The organism is Novacetimonas hansenii (genome assembly GCF_014843995.1).
In the GTDB taxonomy this organism is placed as follows: Bacteria; Pseudomonadota; Alphaproteobacteria; order Acetobacterales; family Acetobacteraceae; genus Novacetimonas; species Novacetimonas hansenii.
In genome coordinates, this window is record NZ_CP062147.1 from 3,063,997 (window position 1) to 3,082,384 (window position 18,388).

15 protein-coding genes are annotated in these 18,388 nt (G+C 63.6%); 4 read left to right on the plus strand and 11 right to left on the minus strand.

Features of this window, described 5'->3' with window-relative positions; genetic code table 11:
• Positions 1-110 precede the first annotated feature (110 nt).
• Positions 111-899, minus strand: coding sequence for a DUF2076 domain-containing protein (locus IFJ82_RS13340; protein ID WP_003617876.1), 789 nt, complete (start codon positions 897-899; stop codon positions 111-113).
• A 212-nt stretch (positions 900-1,111) separates the two neighbouring features.
• Between IFJ82_RS13340 and IFJ82_RS13345 the strand changes: the two genes are divergently transcribed.
• Positions 1,112-1,999 (plus strand): glycine--tRNA ligase subunit alpha, encoded by an 888-nt coding sequence (locus IFJ82_RS13345; RefSeq protein ID WP_003617875.1) that lies wholly within the window; start codon positions 1,112-1,114, stop codon positions 1,997-1,999.
• A 7-nt stretch (positions 2,000-2,006) separates the two neighbouring features.
• On the plus strand, positions 2,007-4,067 hold the full coding sequence (gene glyS / locus IFJ82_RS13350; RefSeq protein WP_192264886.1) for a glycine--tRNA ligase subunit beta: 2,061 nt from the start codon (positions 2,007-2,009) through the stop codon (positions 4,065-4,067).
• Between the two features lie 344 nt (positions 4,068-4,411).
• Here glyS and IFJ82_RS13355 read toward each other — a convergent pair whose 3' ends face one another.
• From IFJ82_RS13355 to IFJ82_RS13380, 6 genes are all read right to left on the minus strand, one after another.
• Entirely contained in the window at positions 4,412-4,804 is a 393-nt protein-coding gene (locus IFJ82_RS13355) for a DUF3293 domain-containing protein (protein WP_075595931.1), read from the minus strand.
• Positions 4,801-5,955 (minus strand): rod shape-determining protein RodA, encoded by a 1,155-nt coding sequence (gene rodA, locus IFJ82_RS13360; protein ID WP_048859137.1) that lies wholly within the window; start codon positions 5,953-5,955, stop codon positions 4,801-4,803. Before rodA ends, IFJ82_RS13355 begins: the two co-directional genes overlap by 4 nt.
• A 75-nt stretch (positions 5,956-6,030) precedes the next feature.
• Positions 6,031-7,956 carry a penicillin-binding protein 2 gene (gene mrdA, locus IFJ82_RS13365; protein WP_040510452.1) on the minus strand — a complete coding sequence of 642 codons (1,926 nt, stop codon included), beginning with the start codon at positions 7,954-7,956 and terminating at the stop codon, positions 6,031-6,033.
• Positions 7,957-8,001: 45 nt separating this feature from the next.
• The gene (locus tag IFJ82_RS13370) at positions 8,002-8,568 is read right to left on the minus strand and encodes a hypothetical protein (protein WP_003617871.1); all 567 of its coding nucleotides are present in this window, start codon (positions 8,566-8,568) and stop codon (positions 8,002-8,004) included.
• Between the two features lie 12 nt (positions 8,569-8,580).
• Positions 8,581-9,480: a rod shape-determining protein MreC gene (mreC, locus tag IFJ82_RS13375; RefSeq protein WP_040511490.1), complete on the minus strand. Its 900-nt coding sequence runs from the start codon at positions 9,478-9,480 to the stop codon at positions 8,581-8,583.
• Between the two features lie 146 nt (positions 9,481-9,626).
• On the minus strand, positions 9,627-10,673 hold the full coding sequence (locus IFJ82_RS13380; RefSeq protein ID WP_003617867.1) for a rod shape-determining protein: 1,047 nt from the start codon (positions 10,671-10,673) through the stop codon (positions 9,627-9,629).
• A 302-nt stretch (positions 10,674-10,975) separates the two neighbouring features.
• On the opposite strand from IFJ82_RS13380, the gene IFJ82_RS13385 reads away from it, so the two are divergent.
• Positions 10,976-11,470 carry a hypothetical protein gene (locus IFJ82_RS13385; protein ID WP_003617865.1) on the plus strand — a complete coding sequence of 165 codons (495 nt, stop codon included), beginning with the start codon at positions 10,976-10,978 and terminating at the stop codon, positions 11,468-11,470.
• A 200-nt stretch (positions 11,471-11,670) separates the two neighbouring features.
• Here IFJ82_RS13385 and IFJ82_RS13390 read toward each other — a convergent pair whose 3' ends face one another.
• The 4 genes from IFJ82_RS13390 to IFJ82_RS15920 form a co-directional block, all read right to left on the minus strand.
• Positions 11,671-13,245 (minus strand): 2-isopropylmalate synthase, encoded by a 1,575-nt coding sequence (locus IFJ82_RS13390; RefSeq protein ID WP_003617864.1) that lies wholly within the window; start codon positions 13,243-13,245, stop codon positions 11,671-11,673.
• A 318-nt stretch (positions 13,246-13,563) separates the two neighbouring features.
• Positions 13,564-14,433, minus strand: a complete 870-nt coding sequence (locus tag IFJ82_RS13395; protein WP_192266558.1) for an N-acetylmuramoyl-L-alanine amidase family protein — start codon at positions 14,431-14,433, stop codon at positions 13,564-13,566.
• A gap of 272 nt (positions 14,434-14,705) precedes the next feature.
• On the minus strand, positions 14,706-15,047 hold the full coding sequence (locus IFJ82_RS13400) for a hypothetical protein (protein WP_192264887.1): 342 nt from the start codon (positions 15,045-15,047) through the stop codon (positions 14,706-14,708).
• Positions 15,048-15,133: 86 nt separating this feature from the next.
• Positions 15,134-15,256 carry a hypothetical protein gene (locus tag IFJ82_RS15920; protein WP_003617860.1) on the minus strand — a complete coding sequence of 41 codons (123 nt, stop codon included), beginning with the start codon at positions 15,254-15,256 and terminating at the stop codon, positions 15,134-15,136.
• 85 nt (positions 15,257-15,341) lie between these two features.
• On the opposite strand from IFJ82_RS15920, the gene IFJ82_RS13405 reads away from it, so the two are divergent.
• Entirely contained in the window at positions 15,342-18,284 is a 2,943-nt protein-coding gene (locus IFJ82_RS13405) for an Rne/Rng family ribonuclease (RefSeq protein WP_192264888.1), read from the plus strand.
• The last annotated feature ends 104 nt before the right edge of the window (positions 18,285-18,388 follow it).

The following is an 18,388-nucleotide window of genomic DNA, read 5'->3' on the forward strand; positions in this document are numbered from 1 at the left end:
ACGGCATGTCTGGCCGGGATTTTCCATCTGTGGCGCCAGATGGGGATAGCATCATAAAAAAGGCCATCGCACCTGGATGGCCTTTTCATCGTCATGTTGGGATGGTTGCGTCAGAAGCTGTTGTCGTCACCCGCATCAAAACCGCCGCCATCATCGAACCCGCCTGCATTGTCGCCACCGGCGTCAAAGCCCTGATCGGCGGTCGTGCCGCTGCCCGCGAACGGATCAGCGGATGCGCCACCCGCGCCGGAATCGCCATAATTGTTGTTGATGATGGTTTCACCACCACCGGGCACCCCACCCGCGCCAAAGCCGGCATCACTGTCATGATGGCCACTGAACAGGCCCGTCAGGGCGTTACCCACCATCATGCCGCCAGCGACACCTGCCGCCGTCGTCAGGGCGGACCCAAGGAAACCCGAACCACGCTGCGGGAACATGCCAGGCTGCATCCCCGGCGGATAGACCGGCTGCGGCGGGGCGGCAGGGGCGGCGCCCCCACCCCAGCCCGGCGGCGGAGCGGCGGCCGGGCGCGGTGCGGACTGCTGCGCGCCGCCACCACCGAACATGCCGCTGAAGAACCCGCCCGGACGTGCGGGCTGTGCCGCCTGTGGCTGGGTCTGCTGTGCCGCGGCAAGCTGCTGTTGCGCCTGCTGCACTTCCCACTGCAACTGCCGGATGCGGTTCTGCGCCTCCGCCAGGGCCGCTTCCTGCACCACGGCCATCTGGGTGATGCGATAGCGGGCCTCGGGGTATTTCTGGAACATCTCCCCGATATACTGGTCGGCCTGCGGATCGATCGGCGGCAGCGCGGACGCCGTCTGCGGTACGCTGCCGGTGGTCGCGCCGCCAACGCGGGCGAAGAACTGTGCGATCAGATCGCGTTCCTGAATATTCATCGTAATTCCATCCTGCTCCACACAAGGATACTGATCCAGCCATCAATCATGTGGCGCGCGACGCGACAATGCGCAAGACCCCGCGCCATGCAGGCAACAGACAGCCACACGGCATGCCCCGCCTTCCGGTCGGGGCGACATGACGGTATGCTGTTCGCAGCAATTGCGCCAGATGGTGCAGACCCGACCCCGTTCAACGGAGCATCCTGTTCATGGACCCGGCCCCCGTGCCCCGATCATCCCGTACGCGCCCCCTGTCGTTCCAGGGGCTTATCCTGAAACTGCACCAGTTCTGGTCCGAACAGGGCTGCGCCATTCTCCAGCCCTATGATACGGAAGTGGGGGCCGGCACCCTGTCGCCGCACACCACGCTGCGCGCGCTTGGCCCACGCCCGTGGAAGGCGGCATACGTACAACCCTGCCGCCGCCCGTCAGACGGCCGGTACGGGGAAAATCCCAACCGGCTTCAGCATTATTACCAGTATCAGGTCCTGCTGAAGCCCACGCCCGAAGACAGCCAGAAGCTGCTGCTTGACAGTTATCGCGCCATCGGGATCGACCCGATGGAACATGACATCCGTTTTGTGGAAGATGACTGGGAAAACCCCACCATCGGGGCATGGGGGCTGGGCTGGGAGGTCTGGTGCGACGGGATGGAGGTGACGCAGTTCACCTATTTCCAGCAGGTCGGCGGCATTCCCACCGTCATGCCCTCCACGGAACTGACCTATGGGCTTGAGCGCCTGGCGATGTACGTACAGGGGATCGAGAACGTCTATGACCTCGACTTCAACGGGCAGGGCCTGACCTATGGCGACGTGTTCCTGCGCGCGGAGCGCGATTATTCACGCCATAATTTCGAGGTCGCGGATGTGGAGATGCTGCACCGCCATTTCGTCGATGCGGAACGCGAATCCACTTCCCTTGCCGAACAGGGCCTTGCCCAGCCCGCCTATGACCAGTGCCTGAAGGCCAGCCATCTGTTCAACCTCCTCGATGCGCGTGGCGTCATCAGCGTCAGCGAACGCGCCTCCTATATCGGTCGCGTGCGCACGCTGGCGAAGCGATGCTGCGAAGCGTGGCTGGCGGGCGAAGGATAACAAGATCATGCCCGAACTTCTGCTTGAACTCTTTTCCGAAGAAATCCCCGCCCGCATGCAGCAACGCGCGGCAGAGGATCTGCAACGCCTGCTGACGGAGGCGCTGTCCCCGCTTGACCCGCGCGATGCCCGCACCTTTGCAGGGCCACGCCGCATCGCAATCTCGCTGGAGGTTGACGCGACCGTGCCGGGCAGCACCGTGGACGAACGCGGCCCACGTGAAAGCGCACCGGACAAGGCACTGGCCGGTTTCATGCGCAAACATGGGGTCGAACGTGATGCGCTGGTGCTGGAAAACGGGTTCTGGGTCCTGCGGCGTGATGTGCCCGCCGTACAGGCCGCAGCCCACATCGCCGTCACCATCCCTGCACTGTTGCGCCGTTTCCCCTGGCCCAAGTCGATGCGCTGGGGTGTCGGCAGCAGCTTTACATGGGTGCGTCCGCTGCGCCGGATTGCATGCGTGCTTGATGGGCAGGTCGTGCCCTTCACCCTGGCCGAAGGGGACGATAACGGGCATGGGCTGGTGGCCGCCAACCTGACCGAAGGGCACCGCTTTACCGCGCCGGGCGCGTTTGCCGTGACCGGAACGCAGGACTGGCTGTCGGGCCTGCGCGCACGCCAGGTCGAACCCTGCGCCGTCGCCCGCCGTACCACCATCGCCGAAGGCGTCGCGCGCCTTGCCGCCGAGGAGGGGTTGGGTGTTGTCTCTGACCCCGCCCTGATTGACGAGGTCGCGGGCCTGACGGAATGGCCGGTGCCGTTCCTGGGACAGATCGACGACGAATTCATGACCCTCCCGCCCGAGGTGATGCAGGTGTCGATGCGCGTCAACCAGCGCTATTTCGCGCTGCGCAACGCCGATGGCTCCGCCGCCCCGCGCTTTGCCTTCGTCGCGAACATGGAACCATCGGACGGTGGCGCGCTGACAATCGCGGGCAATGAACGCGTGCTGCGCGCGCGCTTTGCCGATGCCCGGCATTTCTGGGATCTGGATCGCACCCACACGCTGGACAGCCGGGTGGCGCAACTGGACCGCATCGTCTTTCATGCCGCCCTTGGCAGTCAGGGGGAACGGGTGCGGCGTATCGTGCGCCTTGCCGGGCTGATCGCCCCCATGGTGGGCGCGGACACGAAACAGGCCGAACGCGCCGCCCTGTTGTGCAAGGCGGACCTGACCACCGGCATGGTGGGCGAATTCCCCGAACTTCAGGGCACGATGGGCGCCTATTACGCCCGCCATGATGGGGAGGACAGCGCGGTTGCCGATGCGATTGGCGCACATTACATGCCGCGCGGGCAGCATGACGGCGTCCCCCACGCCCCCGTCTCCATTGCCGTGGCACTGGCGGACAAGATCGACAGCCTTGTCGCATTCTTCGCGGCGGGGGAAAAACCCGGTGGCTCCGGCGATCCGTACGCCCTGCGCCGCGCGGCCCTTGGGCTGATTCGCATCATCCGCGAAAACCACCTGCGCCTCGACCTTGCGGAAATTTTCGTCATGGCCGCCCATGGCCTGCCTGAAAACCTGCGGCTGGCGCCGGACCTCGACCTGCTGCCACAATTCGTGGCCGAACGCCTGCGTGTGCAGTTGCGTAACGAGGGCGCGCGCCACGATATCCTGGCCGCCGTGTCAGTGGGCAATACCGATACCGACATCACACGCCTGCTGGCACGCAGCGATGCATTGGCCGACATGCTGGCGACGGAGGATGGGCGCAACCTGCTGGCCGCGACAAAGCGCGCAGCCAACATCCTGCGTATCGAGGACCGCAAGGATGGCCCCCACGAAGGCGCGCCCGACCCCGCCCTGTATGCACAGGACGAGGAACGCGCCCTTGCCGATGCGCTGGCCCACACGATCCCCGCCGTGGAAAGCGCCATCAGCGAGGAACGTTTCGCCGACGCCATGCGCGATGTCGCCCACCTGCGTCCCGTGCTGGACCGGTTTTTCGAGGACGTCACCGTCAACGCCGAAGACGCCGCCATACGTCGCAACCGCCTGCGCCTGCTGTCGGAACTGCGCCGCATGACCGTACTGATCGCAGATTTCAGCCAGATCGAAGGCTGATCCCACGCCCCCGTGACTATAACCACGGGGGCGTCTTTCTCTGGGGCTCTGCCCCCGCGCCCCACCAAAGGTCACAAGCCTCTGGAAACCATAACTTCCTCAACGATGCGGGATGCAGGGGATGGGCAGAGCCCGGATGGTCCCTGCATGCGGCGACATCGCGCACCGGAAGACAGAGAGGCTGTTTGAAAAGTCAGGCTCGATAACATCCTGAAATGATAAAGGGTTTTTGGTGAAGCTTTTTCCAAAAAGCTTCAGAAGACGCCGCATTTTTGAAAAAAGGCGGCACCCAAAAACTTTTCTTTTTTATCAAGGAGTTGTTTTCCAACACTCTCCGGGCGTCACTACGCCAGATATACAAGACGCGCCGCCTGCCCACGCCGCACCACCACCACCGCATTCTGCCGATATCGCCGGGCAAGGCGCAATGCCGGGGCAAGGCCCATTTTCACCGCATAGAGCGGTTCGGACCATCGGCCCAGCCGCCCTTCGCCGGGGTAATGGGGCACATGGCGCAAATCATGGGCCAGGCGCGCCATCATGCGGGTATTCCATCCATCCGTCCGCCGACGCCCACCCGGATTGCACGCACTCAGCATCACGACGGTCCCCCGCCGGGGCAGGCCCGCATCGTCGGGACGTTGTCCCACCCGGACAACCGGCAGGGAGGCGGCATGATAGGTACTGAGGCGATAGGACCGGCAGGTGGCGGCAGACGGAGGCAGGATGCCGCTCATGCATCCCCATCCGTCGTTTCGCCAAAGGTGGAATTGCGATGCACCCACGCAGACAGCAGCAGCCCGAACCCAAACATCACCATCAGCATGGCCGACCCGCCATAGGAAATCAGCGGCAGGGGCACGCCCCCCACCGGGATTGCCCCCATCACCATGGACAGGTTAACCGCGCAATAAAGAAAAAAGTTCATGCTGATCCCCAGCCCGAGCAGCCGCCCGAACTGGTTGCGGCTGCGGATCGCGATCAGCATTCCGCCCAGGATCATCACCAGCAGCAGCCCGATCACCGCCGCCCCACCGACATACCCCCATTCCTCCGCAATCATGGTGAAGATGAAGTCGGTCTGTTTTTCAGGCAGGAAGTTAAGCTGCCCCTGTGTGCCATGCAGGTATCCCTGCCCCCACATCCCCCCCGACCCCAGCGCGATCTTCGACTGGATAATGTTGTAACCCGCCCCCAGCGGGTCATTCTCAGGATGCAGGAAGGTGATGACCCGCGCCTTCTGGTAATCATGAAGGTGGCTGTAGGCAATCCTGGTCAGGAACGGCAGCGGCGCGGCCAGCAACGCGATCTGCCACAGGCGCATCCCTGCGGCAAAGAACAGGCTGGCCCCCACGGTGGCGATAATGACCGCGGTGCCAAGATTTGGCTCCTTCAGCACCAGCCCCACCGGCACCAGCACAAGCAGCGCGGGCGGTAACAGATAAAGCGGATTGCCAATGTCACGGTAACTGATCTTGTGAAACCAGCTTGCCAGCACCAGCACCAGCGCAATCTTCGCCAGTTCCGAGGGCTGGACCTGCAATCCCCCGATCATCAACCATCGCTCCGCCCCCTTGCCCACATGCCCCATACGCAGCACCGCAACAAGCAGCAGCAGCGATACGCCATAAAGCGGCCATGCCAGACGGACCAGCACCGCCGGGCTCATCAACGCGACCCCCAGCATCATCACCAGCCCGAAGCAGAAACGGATCGTCTGCGGTTCGGCAAACGGGCGTGATGTCCCGCCACCCGCGGAGTACAACGCCCCATACCCCACCGCCGCCAGCAGGCAGATCAGCACGACATAAATCCAGTTGACCTGCCACAGCTTGGCAAGGATCTGGAAATTGGGTTCCGCCCGCAGCAGGCGTTTTTGGAAGTTCATGTCAGTCCCCCGACGGCAGCCATGGCCGTCGCGATAACGTATGCGATGGGCCGCCCCACGCCAATGGCGCGACCGTTATCCCTGATCCACGTCCGCCTGCGCCACTTCCTGGCCCGGCGATTCCTTGTGGTTGACCGGATCGCGCATCAGCGTATCGGTCATGATGTCACGCGCCAGCGGGGCCGCGACCTCCGCCCCTGCATTGCCATGTTCCACCACCACCGCCGCCGCATAACGCGGTGCGTCATAGGGGGCAAAGCAGATGAACAGGGCATGGGGGCGATATTCCCACGGCAGGTTGGCGGAATTGAAATGACCGCTTTCACGCATGGCGCGCGAAACACGGCGCACCTGCGCCGAACCCGTTTTACCCGCCATCTGCACGCCCGGAATGGCCAGACGCGCCTTGGGCGCGGTGCCGCTTTCCTCATTCACGACGGCATACATGCCCTCGCGGATCGCGTTTAGGAAATGATCGGGCATGTTCGCCATCGGCCCGGCATGGTCCAGCCCCGCCATATCGCCAAGCCTGCCGCCAACCGCGCGCACCAGATGCGGCTGCACGTCGCGTCCACTGGCAATGCGCGAGGCATAGGTGGCAAGCTGGAGTGGCGTGACCTGCATGAAGCCCTGCCCGATGCCGCTGACGATGGTGTCGCCCCCGTTCCAGTGATGGCCATGCGCGCGCCGCCATTGCGGGGTCGGGATCAGCCCCTGACGCACATGCGGCAATTCAATGTCGAGTGGCGCACCAAGCCCGAACTGATGCGATGTCATCGCAATCGGGTCCATGCCCGTGCGGCGCGCAACCTCATAGAAAAACACGTCGCAGGAAAATTTGAGCCCCTGTTTCAGCGTCAGTGACCCATGCCCATAGCGCGACCAGCAGTGAAAACGCGTACCGCCGACATCAATATAGCCAGGGCAGTTGATCCGGTCGGTTGGCGACAGCGTGCCCGCACGTAACGCCGCCATCGCCACCGCAGGCTTGAACGTGGAACCGGGCGGATACAGGCCCGACACCGCCTTGTTAATCAGGGGGGTCTGGCTGTTGTTCGTCCATTCGACCCACTGCGCCTGGCTGACGCCACTATCGAACAGGGACGGATCAAAGGAGGGATTGCTGACCATGGCCAGCACTTCGCCATTGCGGCAGTCCATGACCACCGCGCTTGCGGACTGATCCGCGATCCGGCCCAGCACCTGCTGTTGCAGCCCGCTGTCGAGGGTCAAGGCGATCTCGTTCCCCGGCCGCCCCTCGTCACGGTCCAGTTCGGCCATGATGCGGCCAACGGCATTGACCTCCATCTCCACCGAACCGACCTGCCCGCGCAGGCCCTGGTCCTGTGTCTGCTCGATCCCTGAACGCCCGACGCGCATGCCCGGCAGCGCAAGTTCGGCATCCCCCGCCACGTCCTTTTCCGACGGCGGAGCCACATACCCCACCACATGCGCCAGAAGCGGGCCAAAGGGATAGACGCGCGTGGTGCCCACATCAATCAGCACGCCCGGCAGCGAAGGCATGTTGAGTTCCAGCCGCGCCATGTCATCCCATGACAGGAAATCGCGGAGCATGATGGGGATGAAGCGTCGCTTATGCCGCAATTCACGCTCGATCCGCGCGGTGTCGCGGGGCTCCAGCGGGACAAGCTGGGAAAAACGCTCCAGCGTGCCGGGCAGGTCATTCGTCTCTTCCGCCAGCAACAGCGCGCGCCAGTTCACCTTGTTCGCCGCGACAGCAATGCCGAAACGATCCGTGATGCGCCCACGCGGCGGCGCAAAAAAGCGTTTGCTTAACCGATTGTTTTCCGCCAGCCGTGCATAATGGCTGCCATCACGAACCTGCAGGCCATACAGGCGTTGCGCCAGCGTGCCCAGCACCGCCCCCTGCGCCGCCATCAGCAGCAATGCGCGACGCGTAAAAACACCCCGGGAAGGATTCTTGCCTTCCTCCGGGCGGGTCATCAATCGCGTACCTGTTTTCTTAGTGCGAAACTTCATTCACCCATCCGGGCAGATCGGAAGACGTCTGATCCATAGCCCTGTTCAGGCGCGATTCGCGTCGTTGACGATAAAGTGGTAAGTCCAGACGAATATGACATAAAGCACCGGAAAGCTGCCAAATGCCAAGATGCATTCGAACATGAACGGCAGCGTTTCCACAAGATGCAGCGCAAGTGCCGAGCATAATACCCATTGAAGCGCGGTCGCGAACACCATGACAATGCCAAACACCAGCCACAACACAAAGACGTTCAGCCGCGCCAGGACGTAACGCCCCGACAGCCCCACCCCATGCACCACCAGCATGATAAGCAGCATGACGCCCGGTGGCTCGAAACTCAGCAGATCGACGCACATCCCCAGCCCGAACACCGCCACCGATGGCATCAGCGACGGGCGGAACACCGACCACAGGAAAACCGACACCTGCACGATGGCAGGCATCAGTTCCGCCTGCGCCGGGATATTGAGCGGCGCCGACAGCACCAGCGTTACCAGCAGCACGAACAGGCACGGCAGGCAATGCCGCATCAACAGGTCCGTGCCATGGGCCAACCCGGAACGTGGCTGGATTTCCGGCTTCAGCGATGGTGGGGAAAGCGGTTTCATACATGCACCCCTTCATCCCCGCTTTGGCTGGAACTGCGGCGGAAGGGTCATGGTCCGCCCAAGGGTGGGCAACGGTATGCGCCCCGGCGCATCAGGCGGCACCACCGCATCGGCATAGTTGAATATCCGCAGGATATCGAGGTGTTCCAGACCGGCGGCGGGGATCACCACCGGCGTGCCCGGACGCAGGTAATGGACATGCCCGACCGGAAGGCCGGCAGGCAGGGATTCAATTTCGCCGTTGGTCACGACGCGTTCCCCTTCCACCGGCATATTGTCCTGCGGGTAATAGATGATTTTCGGGGTGCCTGAATTATCCCCCGCCATGATCGCCGCCGCATGGCTGGATTCCAGCGTGACGGGCAGGCGGCTGGAGGAATCAGTAATCAGCAGCACGCGCGCCGAACGCTTGCCCACCTCCGTCACACGCCCCGCAAGGCCCGCGCCATCAAGGGCGATACCGTCCTTGCGCACATTGGTATCTGGATTGATGGACAGCAGCACCGCGCGCGCATACAGCCCGCTGGTATCGCGCACCACACGCCCGGTGACATAGGACGGGGCCTCGTCAGGAATCCAGTGCAGGTTGGCCTTCAGCGTCGCATTTTCATCCGCCAGCGCGGCGGCCACATCGTACCAATGCTGCAAATTGGCATTTTCGGTGCGCAGACGGATATTTTCCGCCTCCAGATTGCGGATGTCCTGCAGATTGCCTGACAGCTCACGCAGGCGGGCCTGTGGCCATGCCACAAGCCCATAGGCCGGGGCCAGCATGTCGGCTACCTGCATGCGCATATGTTCGATCAGGGGACGGTCCGCCTTGCCAAGCAGGATGACACCACAGGCGACAAGGATAAGGAATGGCAGGACAAGCTTGCCCATCGCCTGACGGGACTGGATGGAAACCGGCATCACCATGATCCTGTCGCCCCCCTGCCCACGCATTGGCCGGACCTATCGAACGTGCCTGAAAGCCGGCCCCCCATCGTCCTGCTTTCCCCTCATTTCATCTTGTGCCCTGCCACCGCACACCATCGGCGGCGTGGCGCAGGTCATCGTCAGTACATGCTTGTCAGCACATTGCGCAACCGCTTCATTTCCTCAAGCGCGCGGCCGGTGCCCATCGCAACACATGACAGCGCGTCTTCGGCCACCGTCACCGGCAGGCCGGTCGCACGGCGCAGCACCTCGTCAAGACGATATAGCAGCGCGCCGCCACCCGTCAGGACAATCCCCTTGTCCACGATATCAGCGGCCAGTTCGGGCGGCGTGTTTTCCAGCGCCGTTGTCACCGCATCAAGGATCTGGCTGACCGGTTCGGCCAGGCTTTCGGCGATCTGCGCCTGCGACACCACGACTTCGCGCGGCACGCCATTGATCAGGTCACGCCCCTTAACCTCCCGCCACGGCCCGGCATCATCCGGGTCATCGGGGGGAATGGCGGACCCAAGGCCGATCTTGATCTGCTCTGCCGAACTTTCACCGATCAGCAGGTTATGGTTGCGCCGGATGTAGGAGATGATCGCCTCGTCCATCTTGTCGCCGCCCACCCGGACGGAGCGGGCATAGACGATCCCCCCGAGGGAGATGACCGCAACCTCGGTCGTGCCGCCGCCGATATCGACGATCATGCTGCCCGATGGTTCGGTCACAGGCAGGCCCGCACCGATCGCGGCGGCCATCGGTTCCTCGATCAAAAAGACCTTGCGCGCGCCCGCGCTTTCGGCGCTTTCCTGAATCGCGCGGCGTTCCACCGCGGTTGACCCCGACGGGACGCATACGATAATCAGCGGGCTGGCAAACATGCGTCGATTATGTACCTTGCGAATGAAATGCTTGATCATTTCTTCCGCAACTTCAAAATCGGCGATGACGCCATCGCGCAGCGGGCGGATGGCCGTAATATTGCCAGGGGTACGGCCAACCATCAGCTTGGCTTCCTCCCCAACGGCCAGAACCTGTTTCTTGCCCCGTACCTCGGCCAGGGCAACGACCGAAGGTTCATTCAGGACGACGCCGCGCCCCTTGACATAAACCAGTGTATTGGCCGTGCCGAGGTCAATCGCCATATCAGCGGACAGCAGACCCAGCACACGAGCAAACATCCAAAACTCCCGACAACAAACCAGCCATGACCCATTCCACAGCTTCAACCCGGCGACACGGCCATGACGCGCCCGTCGCCTGTCGAAAAATCTGGATCAGGTCGAGGACTTACCGGTGCTGACGGATGGGAGCAAGAGGAGACATGGTTTTAATTCGTTAATTTCTGGACGCCAAGGCGCTTTGTTACAAAATGCCCAAATTTTATCACGCAAGACATCCTTATCCTGTGCGACGCACACTACAATATGACAACCTGCCGGATGCGGCAGTTCCGCCGCCCCTGCCCAAGAGATTGAAGAGAATGACCCTTCACGATTTACTGCATCGGCCCCTTGCCATCGCGACCCTTGCCATATCCTGCATGACGATGGCCGCATGCACCGACAATTATGATCCCGGTCAGCGTGCGCTGGCCGGCGGGCTGATCGGCGCAGGGGGCGGCGCGGCGATCGGCGCGCTGGCCGGTGGGGGCGAAGGTGCCGCGATCGGTGCGCTGGCCGGGGCGGGGGGCGGCGCGGCCGTGGGTGCCGCGACCACCCCGCGCAGGCCCCGTTCCTCTGGCGGGCCGCCAAGCTATATCTGTCCCAACGGGACCGTGCTGCCCCCCGGATACTCGCCCCAGAACTGCCCCGGGGCACGTCCATCCGGTTACGGCTACGCCACGCCGTCCTATTCGCAGGGCTATCCACAGGAAGGATATCCGCAGCAGGAAACCTATCCCCCCGGGGCCTATCCGCAGGGATCGGCCTATCCCCAGAGCGGATATTCGCAACAGGGCGGATATTACCAGCAGTAAGCCTCCCCCCCCCCTTCCGCGTGGAATATGAAAAAGGGCTTTGCCGCAATGGCAAAGCCCTTTGTTTTATCTACAGGAAAACGATTTTCACCGGGATTTTCACCGGGCGGCTTCGACAGGCCCCGCCCGTTCGGGACAATGCGGACACCGGGGACCGTCTGTCGTTTTGCAAAATCTCGAAATCAGGGGAAACCGCCCAATCAGGCCGTCAGTTCGGCAGGCTCCGCACGGTCACGCTTGACCAGCAGCTTGTTCAGCGCATGGACATAGGCGCGCACGGCCGACACCAGGGTATCGGCATCCGCCCCCTGCCCGTCCACCATCTTGCCACCTTCCTCCAGCCGCACGGTGGTGCGGGCCTGCGCGTCGCTACCCTCCGTCACCGCGCCAACGGAATAGAGTTGCAGCGTCGCATCATGGGCGACGATGGCACGAATGGCATTGAACGCCGCATCGACCGGCCCCTGCCCCGCGACGGTCGCATGTTCTTCCTTGCCATCGACCTCCAGCGTCAGTTCGGCCTGCGCCGGGCGGCGCGACCCCGCGGATATGTCCAGCGCGACAAAGCGGATGCGGGCATGATCGCGGACTTCGTCATCGACCAGCGCGACCAGGTCCTCGTCATAAATGACCTTCTTGCGGTCGGCCAGATCCTTGAAACGGTTGAACGCATCATTGAACTGCGCCTCATCCAGCGCGTCGTACCCCATCGCCTTCAGCTTGTCGCGGAAGGCCGCGCGCCCCGAATGCTTGCCCAGCACCAGTGACGAACGCGTCCAGCCAACGCTTTCGGGCGTCATGATCTCATAGGTTGCGGCGTTCTTGAGGATACCGTCCTGATGGATGCCACTTTCATGGGCGAAGGCATTGCGCCCGACGATCGCCTTGTTCGGCTGCACATCGAACCCGGTGATGGTGGACAGCATGCGCGACATCTTCAGCAGTTTTTCGGTCTGGATACCGGTGGTATAGGGCAGGACGTCATGGCGCGTGCGCAGGACCATGACGATTTCCTCCAGCGCGGCATTGCCCGCGCGTTCGCCAATGCCGTTGATCGTGCATTCGATCTGCCGCGCGCCCGCGCGCAGGGCCGCGACCGTGTTCGCCACCCCAAGGCCGAGATCGTTATGATTGTGGGTGGAGAAAATGACCCCGTCCGCCCCCGGCACGCGCGCGCGCAGGTCGGCAAAGATGCGCGCCATGTCTTCCGGCGTGGAATATCCCACCGTGTCGGGAATGTTGATCGTCGTGGCCCCGGCCTTGATCGCCGCCTCCACACAACGGCACAGGAAGTCGGGATCGGTGCGTGACCCGTCCTCCGCCGACCATTCGACGTCATCGGTGAACTGGCGCGCGGCCATGTTGCCTGCCTTGATGACCTCCAGCACGGTCTCCGGCTCCATGCGCAGCTTGTATTTCATGTGCAGCGGGGAAGTAGAGATGAAGTTGTGGATGCGCCCGCGTTTCGCCTCGCGGATCGCCTCGCCCGCGCTTGCGATGTCATTCTTGCCGCCACTGCGGGCCAGCGCGCAGACAACCGCTGTCTTCACGGTGCGCGCGATCTGCGCCACGCTGTCGAAATCGCCCTTTGACGCGACGGGAAAGCCCGCCTCGATCACATCGACGCCCAGATCGCCCAGCGCCTCGGCCATCCGCAGCTTTTCAGCCATGTTCATGGAAAAACCGGGCGACTGTTCCCCGTCACGCAGGGTCGTGTCGAAAATGATGACACGGTTTTCGTCGATGCGCCCAAAGGACGGATGGTTGATGGTCATTGAAATACCTCGGACATATCCGGATGTGGGACCGGCATTCCACACCGGGCCATGCCGGGCGGGAATGCGTCATTTCGTTTCATGATGACCGCGGGACGCGGCCCGACTTTCCCCTGGGCGCACCGGAACATGCCGGCCCTGATCGCTCAGGGGCGGATAAGTCGTAGAAGACGAAGAAGTCCGGCGTGGTCGCGGGCACGCAGGGACACTGGCGCGTGCGCGCCGGTCAGACCTGCCTGAATGTGCCAGTTGGTTGCCATGGCGGGCACAATACAGCGCAAATGCCCGATTGCAACACATAATGCGCCCTCTGCCGCTTTATCCCGTAACCCGTGTCACCATGGAGGCGGAGGCGAAATACCGGTCGATCGCCTGCACCATGGCGCCCGCCACGACCATCCGGTGCGCCGACTGCCGCAGCGCGGCTTCGTCGAGATGGTTGGACATGAACCCCATTTCCACCAGAACCGACGGAATATCCGCCGATTTCAGCACCACGAAGGAGGCATGCCGCGCCGGATGCGTCAGCAGGCTGATGCGCGGGCGGAAGGAGGACACGATGCTGCTGGCCATGTGTGCCGCGCCATGGCGGGTTTCCTCGGTTACAAGGCTGGCGAGGATTTCCTGCACCTCGGGCGAGGTCGCATGCACCTGCGGGCCGCCAAACCGGTCCGCACTGTTTTCCGATCGCGCGATCGCCGCCGCCTGTGCATCGGATGCGTGCGACGACAGGGTATAGACGCTGGCCCCACGCACAAGGCGGTCATGCAGCGCATCGGCATGCATGGAAATGAACAGGGACGCCTTGTGCGCATGCGCAAGGTCAACACGCCCTTCCAACGGGATAAAGCGGTCATCGGCGCGCGTCATCGCCACGCGGTAACGCCCGCTGCTGACAAGCTGGCGCTCCAGCTCCGCGGCGGCGGCCTCCGCCACGTGTTTTTCATAGGTGCCCGAAACGCCGATCGCCCCCGGGTCCTTTCCACCATGGCCGGGGTCGAGCATGATCAGCGGACGCGGCGGCTGCGCCCGCCCCACGATGGCCGGACGATGCAGCCCCCCACCCCCGGCGACATTGGATGCCGCGGCATGGCCGGGGACGTGGGATGAAGCATGAAATACGGGATTATGGGCAGCAGGATGATGCGTGGTGGCGCACATCGCACGGCGCGGGGCGATGACGGCCATGGCGATACCCGCCAGCAACGCCCGCCGGCGCACCGCCGCGCGCACCGATAGCGGACCTGTCCCCAACCCGCCATTTTCGCATGCCCCGCCAGCGGGCATCGCGACAGGCGCCGTAATGGCGGGCCCTGTGGTTGCCGCAGTCGTGACGACGGGTTTCCCCACGGTGTGCGCGGCGGGAATGTCGCGGGCGTGCATATCGGCGGAAGATACGGTGCGCATGCTGCGATACGGCCTTCATCGGACGGGTCTGGTGTCAGGATCAGGCCACGATATCACCACGACGCGCCCGCGTCAGCGGGATAAACATTCCCAAGGCTTGCAGGAAGCGCGCGGTTGCGCCATGGTGCCTGACAGTGGTGGGCGTGCGACGTCCGAACGTCAGGCCGACGGGAACTTGCCCGTGCCCTGACACGCCGTTCGACGGCGCAAATCCATCCGGCAGCCAGCAGGCGCGCGCCCGCAAGCCTTTTCCGGACCGAATCCATGTCACGGAAATGCCGCTTCAGCGGATCATGCGCGCGACAGAAGGCCACCGCACCGACGCTCCCGATCGACAGGAGGCCAGGTGACACGGACCCGTCGATATTTTTTTCACGAAGGCTCCCTCCCGCCATGGCAGGACCGGGCCTTCCCCAAGATGACCGAGGATGGAGTGATGGCCACGGTGGACATATCCGCCGACGCGACAGGAACATGCATGTCATGGCACGGCGCCACGCCGGGCCACGATGCCACGCATGCCGTCGCCGTCGCGCGTGACGACCACCATGGGGTCACGACCGGATGGGGTCACCCTTTCATTGATGTTGCTGTCCGTTCCCATTCCCGTTCCCGCCGCCTCCCGGGCATTCCCTGGGGCACCGCGCGGGCCGGACGCACGAACCGGACATACCGGAGTTCCCGTTTTAATGACCAAACGCATGCTGATCGACACGACCCACGCGGAAGAAACCCGCGTGGTCGTGATGGATGGTAACAGGCTTGAAGACTACGATGTCGAAGCATCGGCGAAAAAGCAGCTCAAGGGCAATATCTACCTTGCCAAGGTAATCAGGGTCGAACCCAGCCTGCAGGCTGCCTTTGTCGATTACGGCGGCAACCGCCACGGCTTCCTCGCCTTCAGCGAAATTCACCCCGACTATTACCAGATCCCTGTTGCCGACCGTGAAAAGCTGCTGGCGCTTCAGGAAGAAGAGCGCCGCGCCGAAGAAGCCCGCAACGCGCGCGAGGATGACGAAAAGGCCGAAGGCGACGACGACGCCACGGACGACGCGCCCCCCCGCGAAGGTGACGCCGATGAGGCGGAGCCCGAAACCGTGGGTGGTGAAAACGACACCGGTGACGAGCCCGAGGCCCAGCGCCGCATCGCGCGCTTCTTGCGCAATTACAAGATCCAGGAAGTCATCCGCCGCCGCCAGATCCTGCTGGTCCAGGTGGTCAAGGAAGAACGTGGCAACAAGGGCGCCGCGCTGACGACATATGTCTCGCTTGCGGGGCGTTACTGCGTGCTGATGCCCAATTCGCTGCGTGGCGGCGGGGTATCGCGCAAGATCACGTCGGTGGCCGACCGCCGCCGCCTGCGTGACATCATCTCCGAACTTCAGATCCCCCATGGCATGGCGATGATCGTACGCACCGCAGGCGCACAGCGTCCGCGCGCGGAAATCATGCGCGACTGCGAATACCTGCTGCGCCTGTGGGATGACATCCGCGAACACACCCTTAAATCCGTGGCCCCGGCCCTGATTTATGAGGAAGCAAGCCTGATCAAGCGCGCGATCCGCGACATCTATACCCGCGAAGTGGGTGAGATCATGATCGATGGCGAGGCCGGGTGGAAATCCGCGCGTGAGTTCATGCGCATGCTCATGCCCCAGAACGCGCAGAAGGTACGTCTGTGGCAGGATCACGGACAGACGCTGTTCTCCCACTACCGGGTGGAGGGGCTGCTGGATTCCATGCTGTCGCCATCGGTACAGTTGCGTTCGGGCGGCTATCTCGTCATCAACCAGACCGAAGCACTTGTCGCAATCGACGTGAACTCCGGCCGGGCGACGAAAGAACGCAATATCGAGGAAACGGCCCTGCGCACGAACCTCGAAGCAGCGGACGAAGTGGCGCGGCAGTTGCGCCTGCGTGACCTTGCGGGCCTGATCGTGATCGATTTCATCGACATGGAAAGCCGCAAGCATAATGGCATGGTGGAACGTCGCCTGAAGGAAGCGCTGCGCAATGACCGCGCACGCATTCAGGTTGGCCATATCTCGCATTTCGGCCTGCTGGAAATGTCGCGCCAGAGACTGCGCCCATCCATCGCGGAATCGACCTTCATGCCCTGCCCGCATTGCGAGGGAACGGGCATCATCCGTGGGGTCGAAAGCTCTGCCCTGCATGTCCTGCGCGCGATCGAGGACGAGGGAATGCAGCGTCGCGCGGCAGAAATCGCGGTGCATGTCGCCCCGGAAATCGCGCTCTATATCCTCAATAACAAGCGCGCATGGCTGCATGAGATTGAGGAACGTCACAAGATGCATGTGACGTTCGCCGCCGATTCCACACTGCATGCGGCGGAATCGCGCATCGAACGCACCCGGGCGCAGACCGCACAGTTTGAACCCGCCCCCACCCCGGCCATCACGGCCGAGCCGGAGGCCGCGCGCGCCGATGCGACGGGCGTGCGTGAAATCCCGATCCACAGCGAACCGCCCGCAACCACGGAAGAAGGCGCCCCCACCCCCACGGATGCCAGCCCTGTTGTGGACGAGGATGCGGCATCGGGGACGGACCATCGCCGCCGTCGCCGCCGTCGTCGCCGTCGTGGCGGCACCAACCGCGAAGCCGAGCAGCAGGGTGTGGAAACGGCCGAAACCGAAATCACCGCCCTGCCCGAACCGGTGGTCGAGATCGGGTATAAAGGCCCGACGCCCGCCGATCCGTTTGGCGATGCGATCATCGACATCTTTGACGTGATCGAACAGACGACCACCCTCCCCGCTTCGACACCTGTCATCGAACCGGAAGCCCCAGTTGTGGTGGTTGAGGATGAAACGGTGGAAGACCCCGTCACGGAGGAGAAGAAGCCACGCCGTACGCCACGTCGGCGCACCCGTCGTACGAACCGTCCCATCACGACGACGGGAACGGGCATGAGCGTGGAACCCAGCGTCGAAGCAGAGGCCGAAGCGCCCGTGACAACGGTGGCACCCGCGCAGGCGGATAATGCGGTAGCCGAGGCGCCGGAACCCGTCGCCGAAACCGAGGCACAGCCTGAGCCCGTGGCCGAAGAGGCTGCCGAGGTGAAGCCGCGCCGCCGTCGCACGACAACGCGCAAGGCCACGACCACGACCACCACGCGCAGCCGCGCCAAAAAGGACGAGGCCGTCGAACCGGTGGAAGCCCCGCCCGTGACGGTTGCGCCGGAAGTGGAAAAGGCCGACGAACCGGTAGCAGAGGAAAAGCCCCGCCGTCGGCGCACGGCCACGACCCGCACTGCGGCCGCCAAAGCCCCCGCACGCCGTCGCACCAGCACGGCCAAGGCCGTAAAGGACGACGCGGCGGAGGTTACTGAGGCCACAGCCCCGGTTGTGGAGGAAAAGGCCGAGGAAAAACCCAAGGCCCGTCGCGTCACGCGTCGCAAGAAGGTGGAGGTGGAGGTGGAGGCCGAACCCGCCGCCGCCCCGACCACAGAGGCCGCGCCCACAGCGGAAGAAAAGGCCCCGGCCCGCAAGGCGACCCGGACCCGCCGCAAGCAAGTGGAAACCGCCCCCGCGCCTGAGGCCACACCGGCGGAACCGGTGGATGCCGAAGCCGCCCCCGCCCCAAAGCGGCGTACGGGTTGGTGGAAACGCTGATCCACGCTGCCTTTCCAGGGCATGAGTGATGCAACAGACCCTGCCCCCAGATATGGGGGCAGGGTTTATTGTTTCAGGGACATCTTAAAAAACAGCAGCCCAGA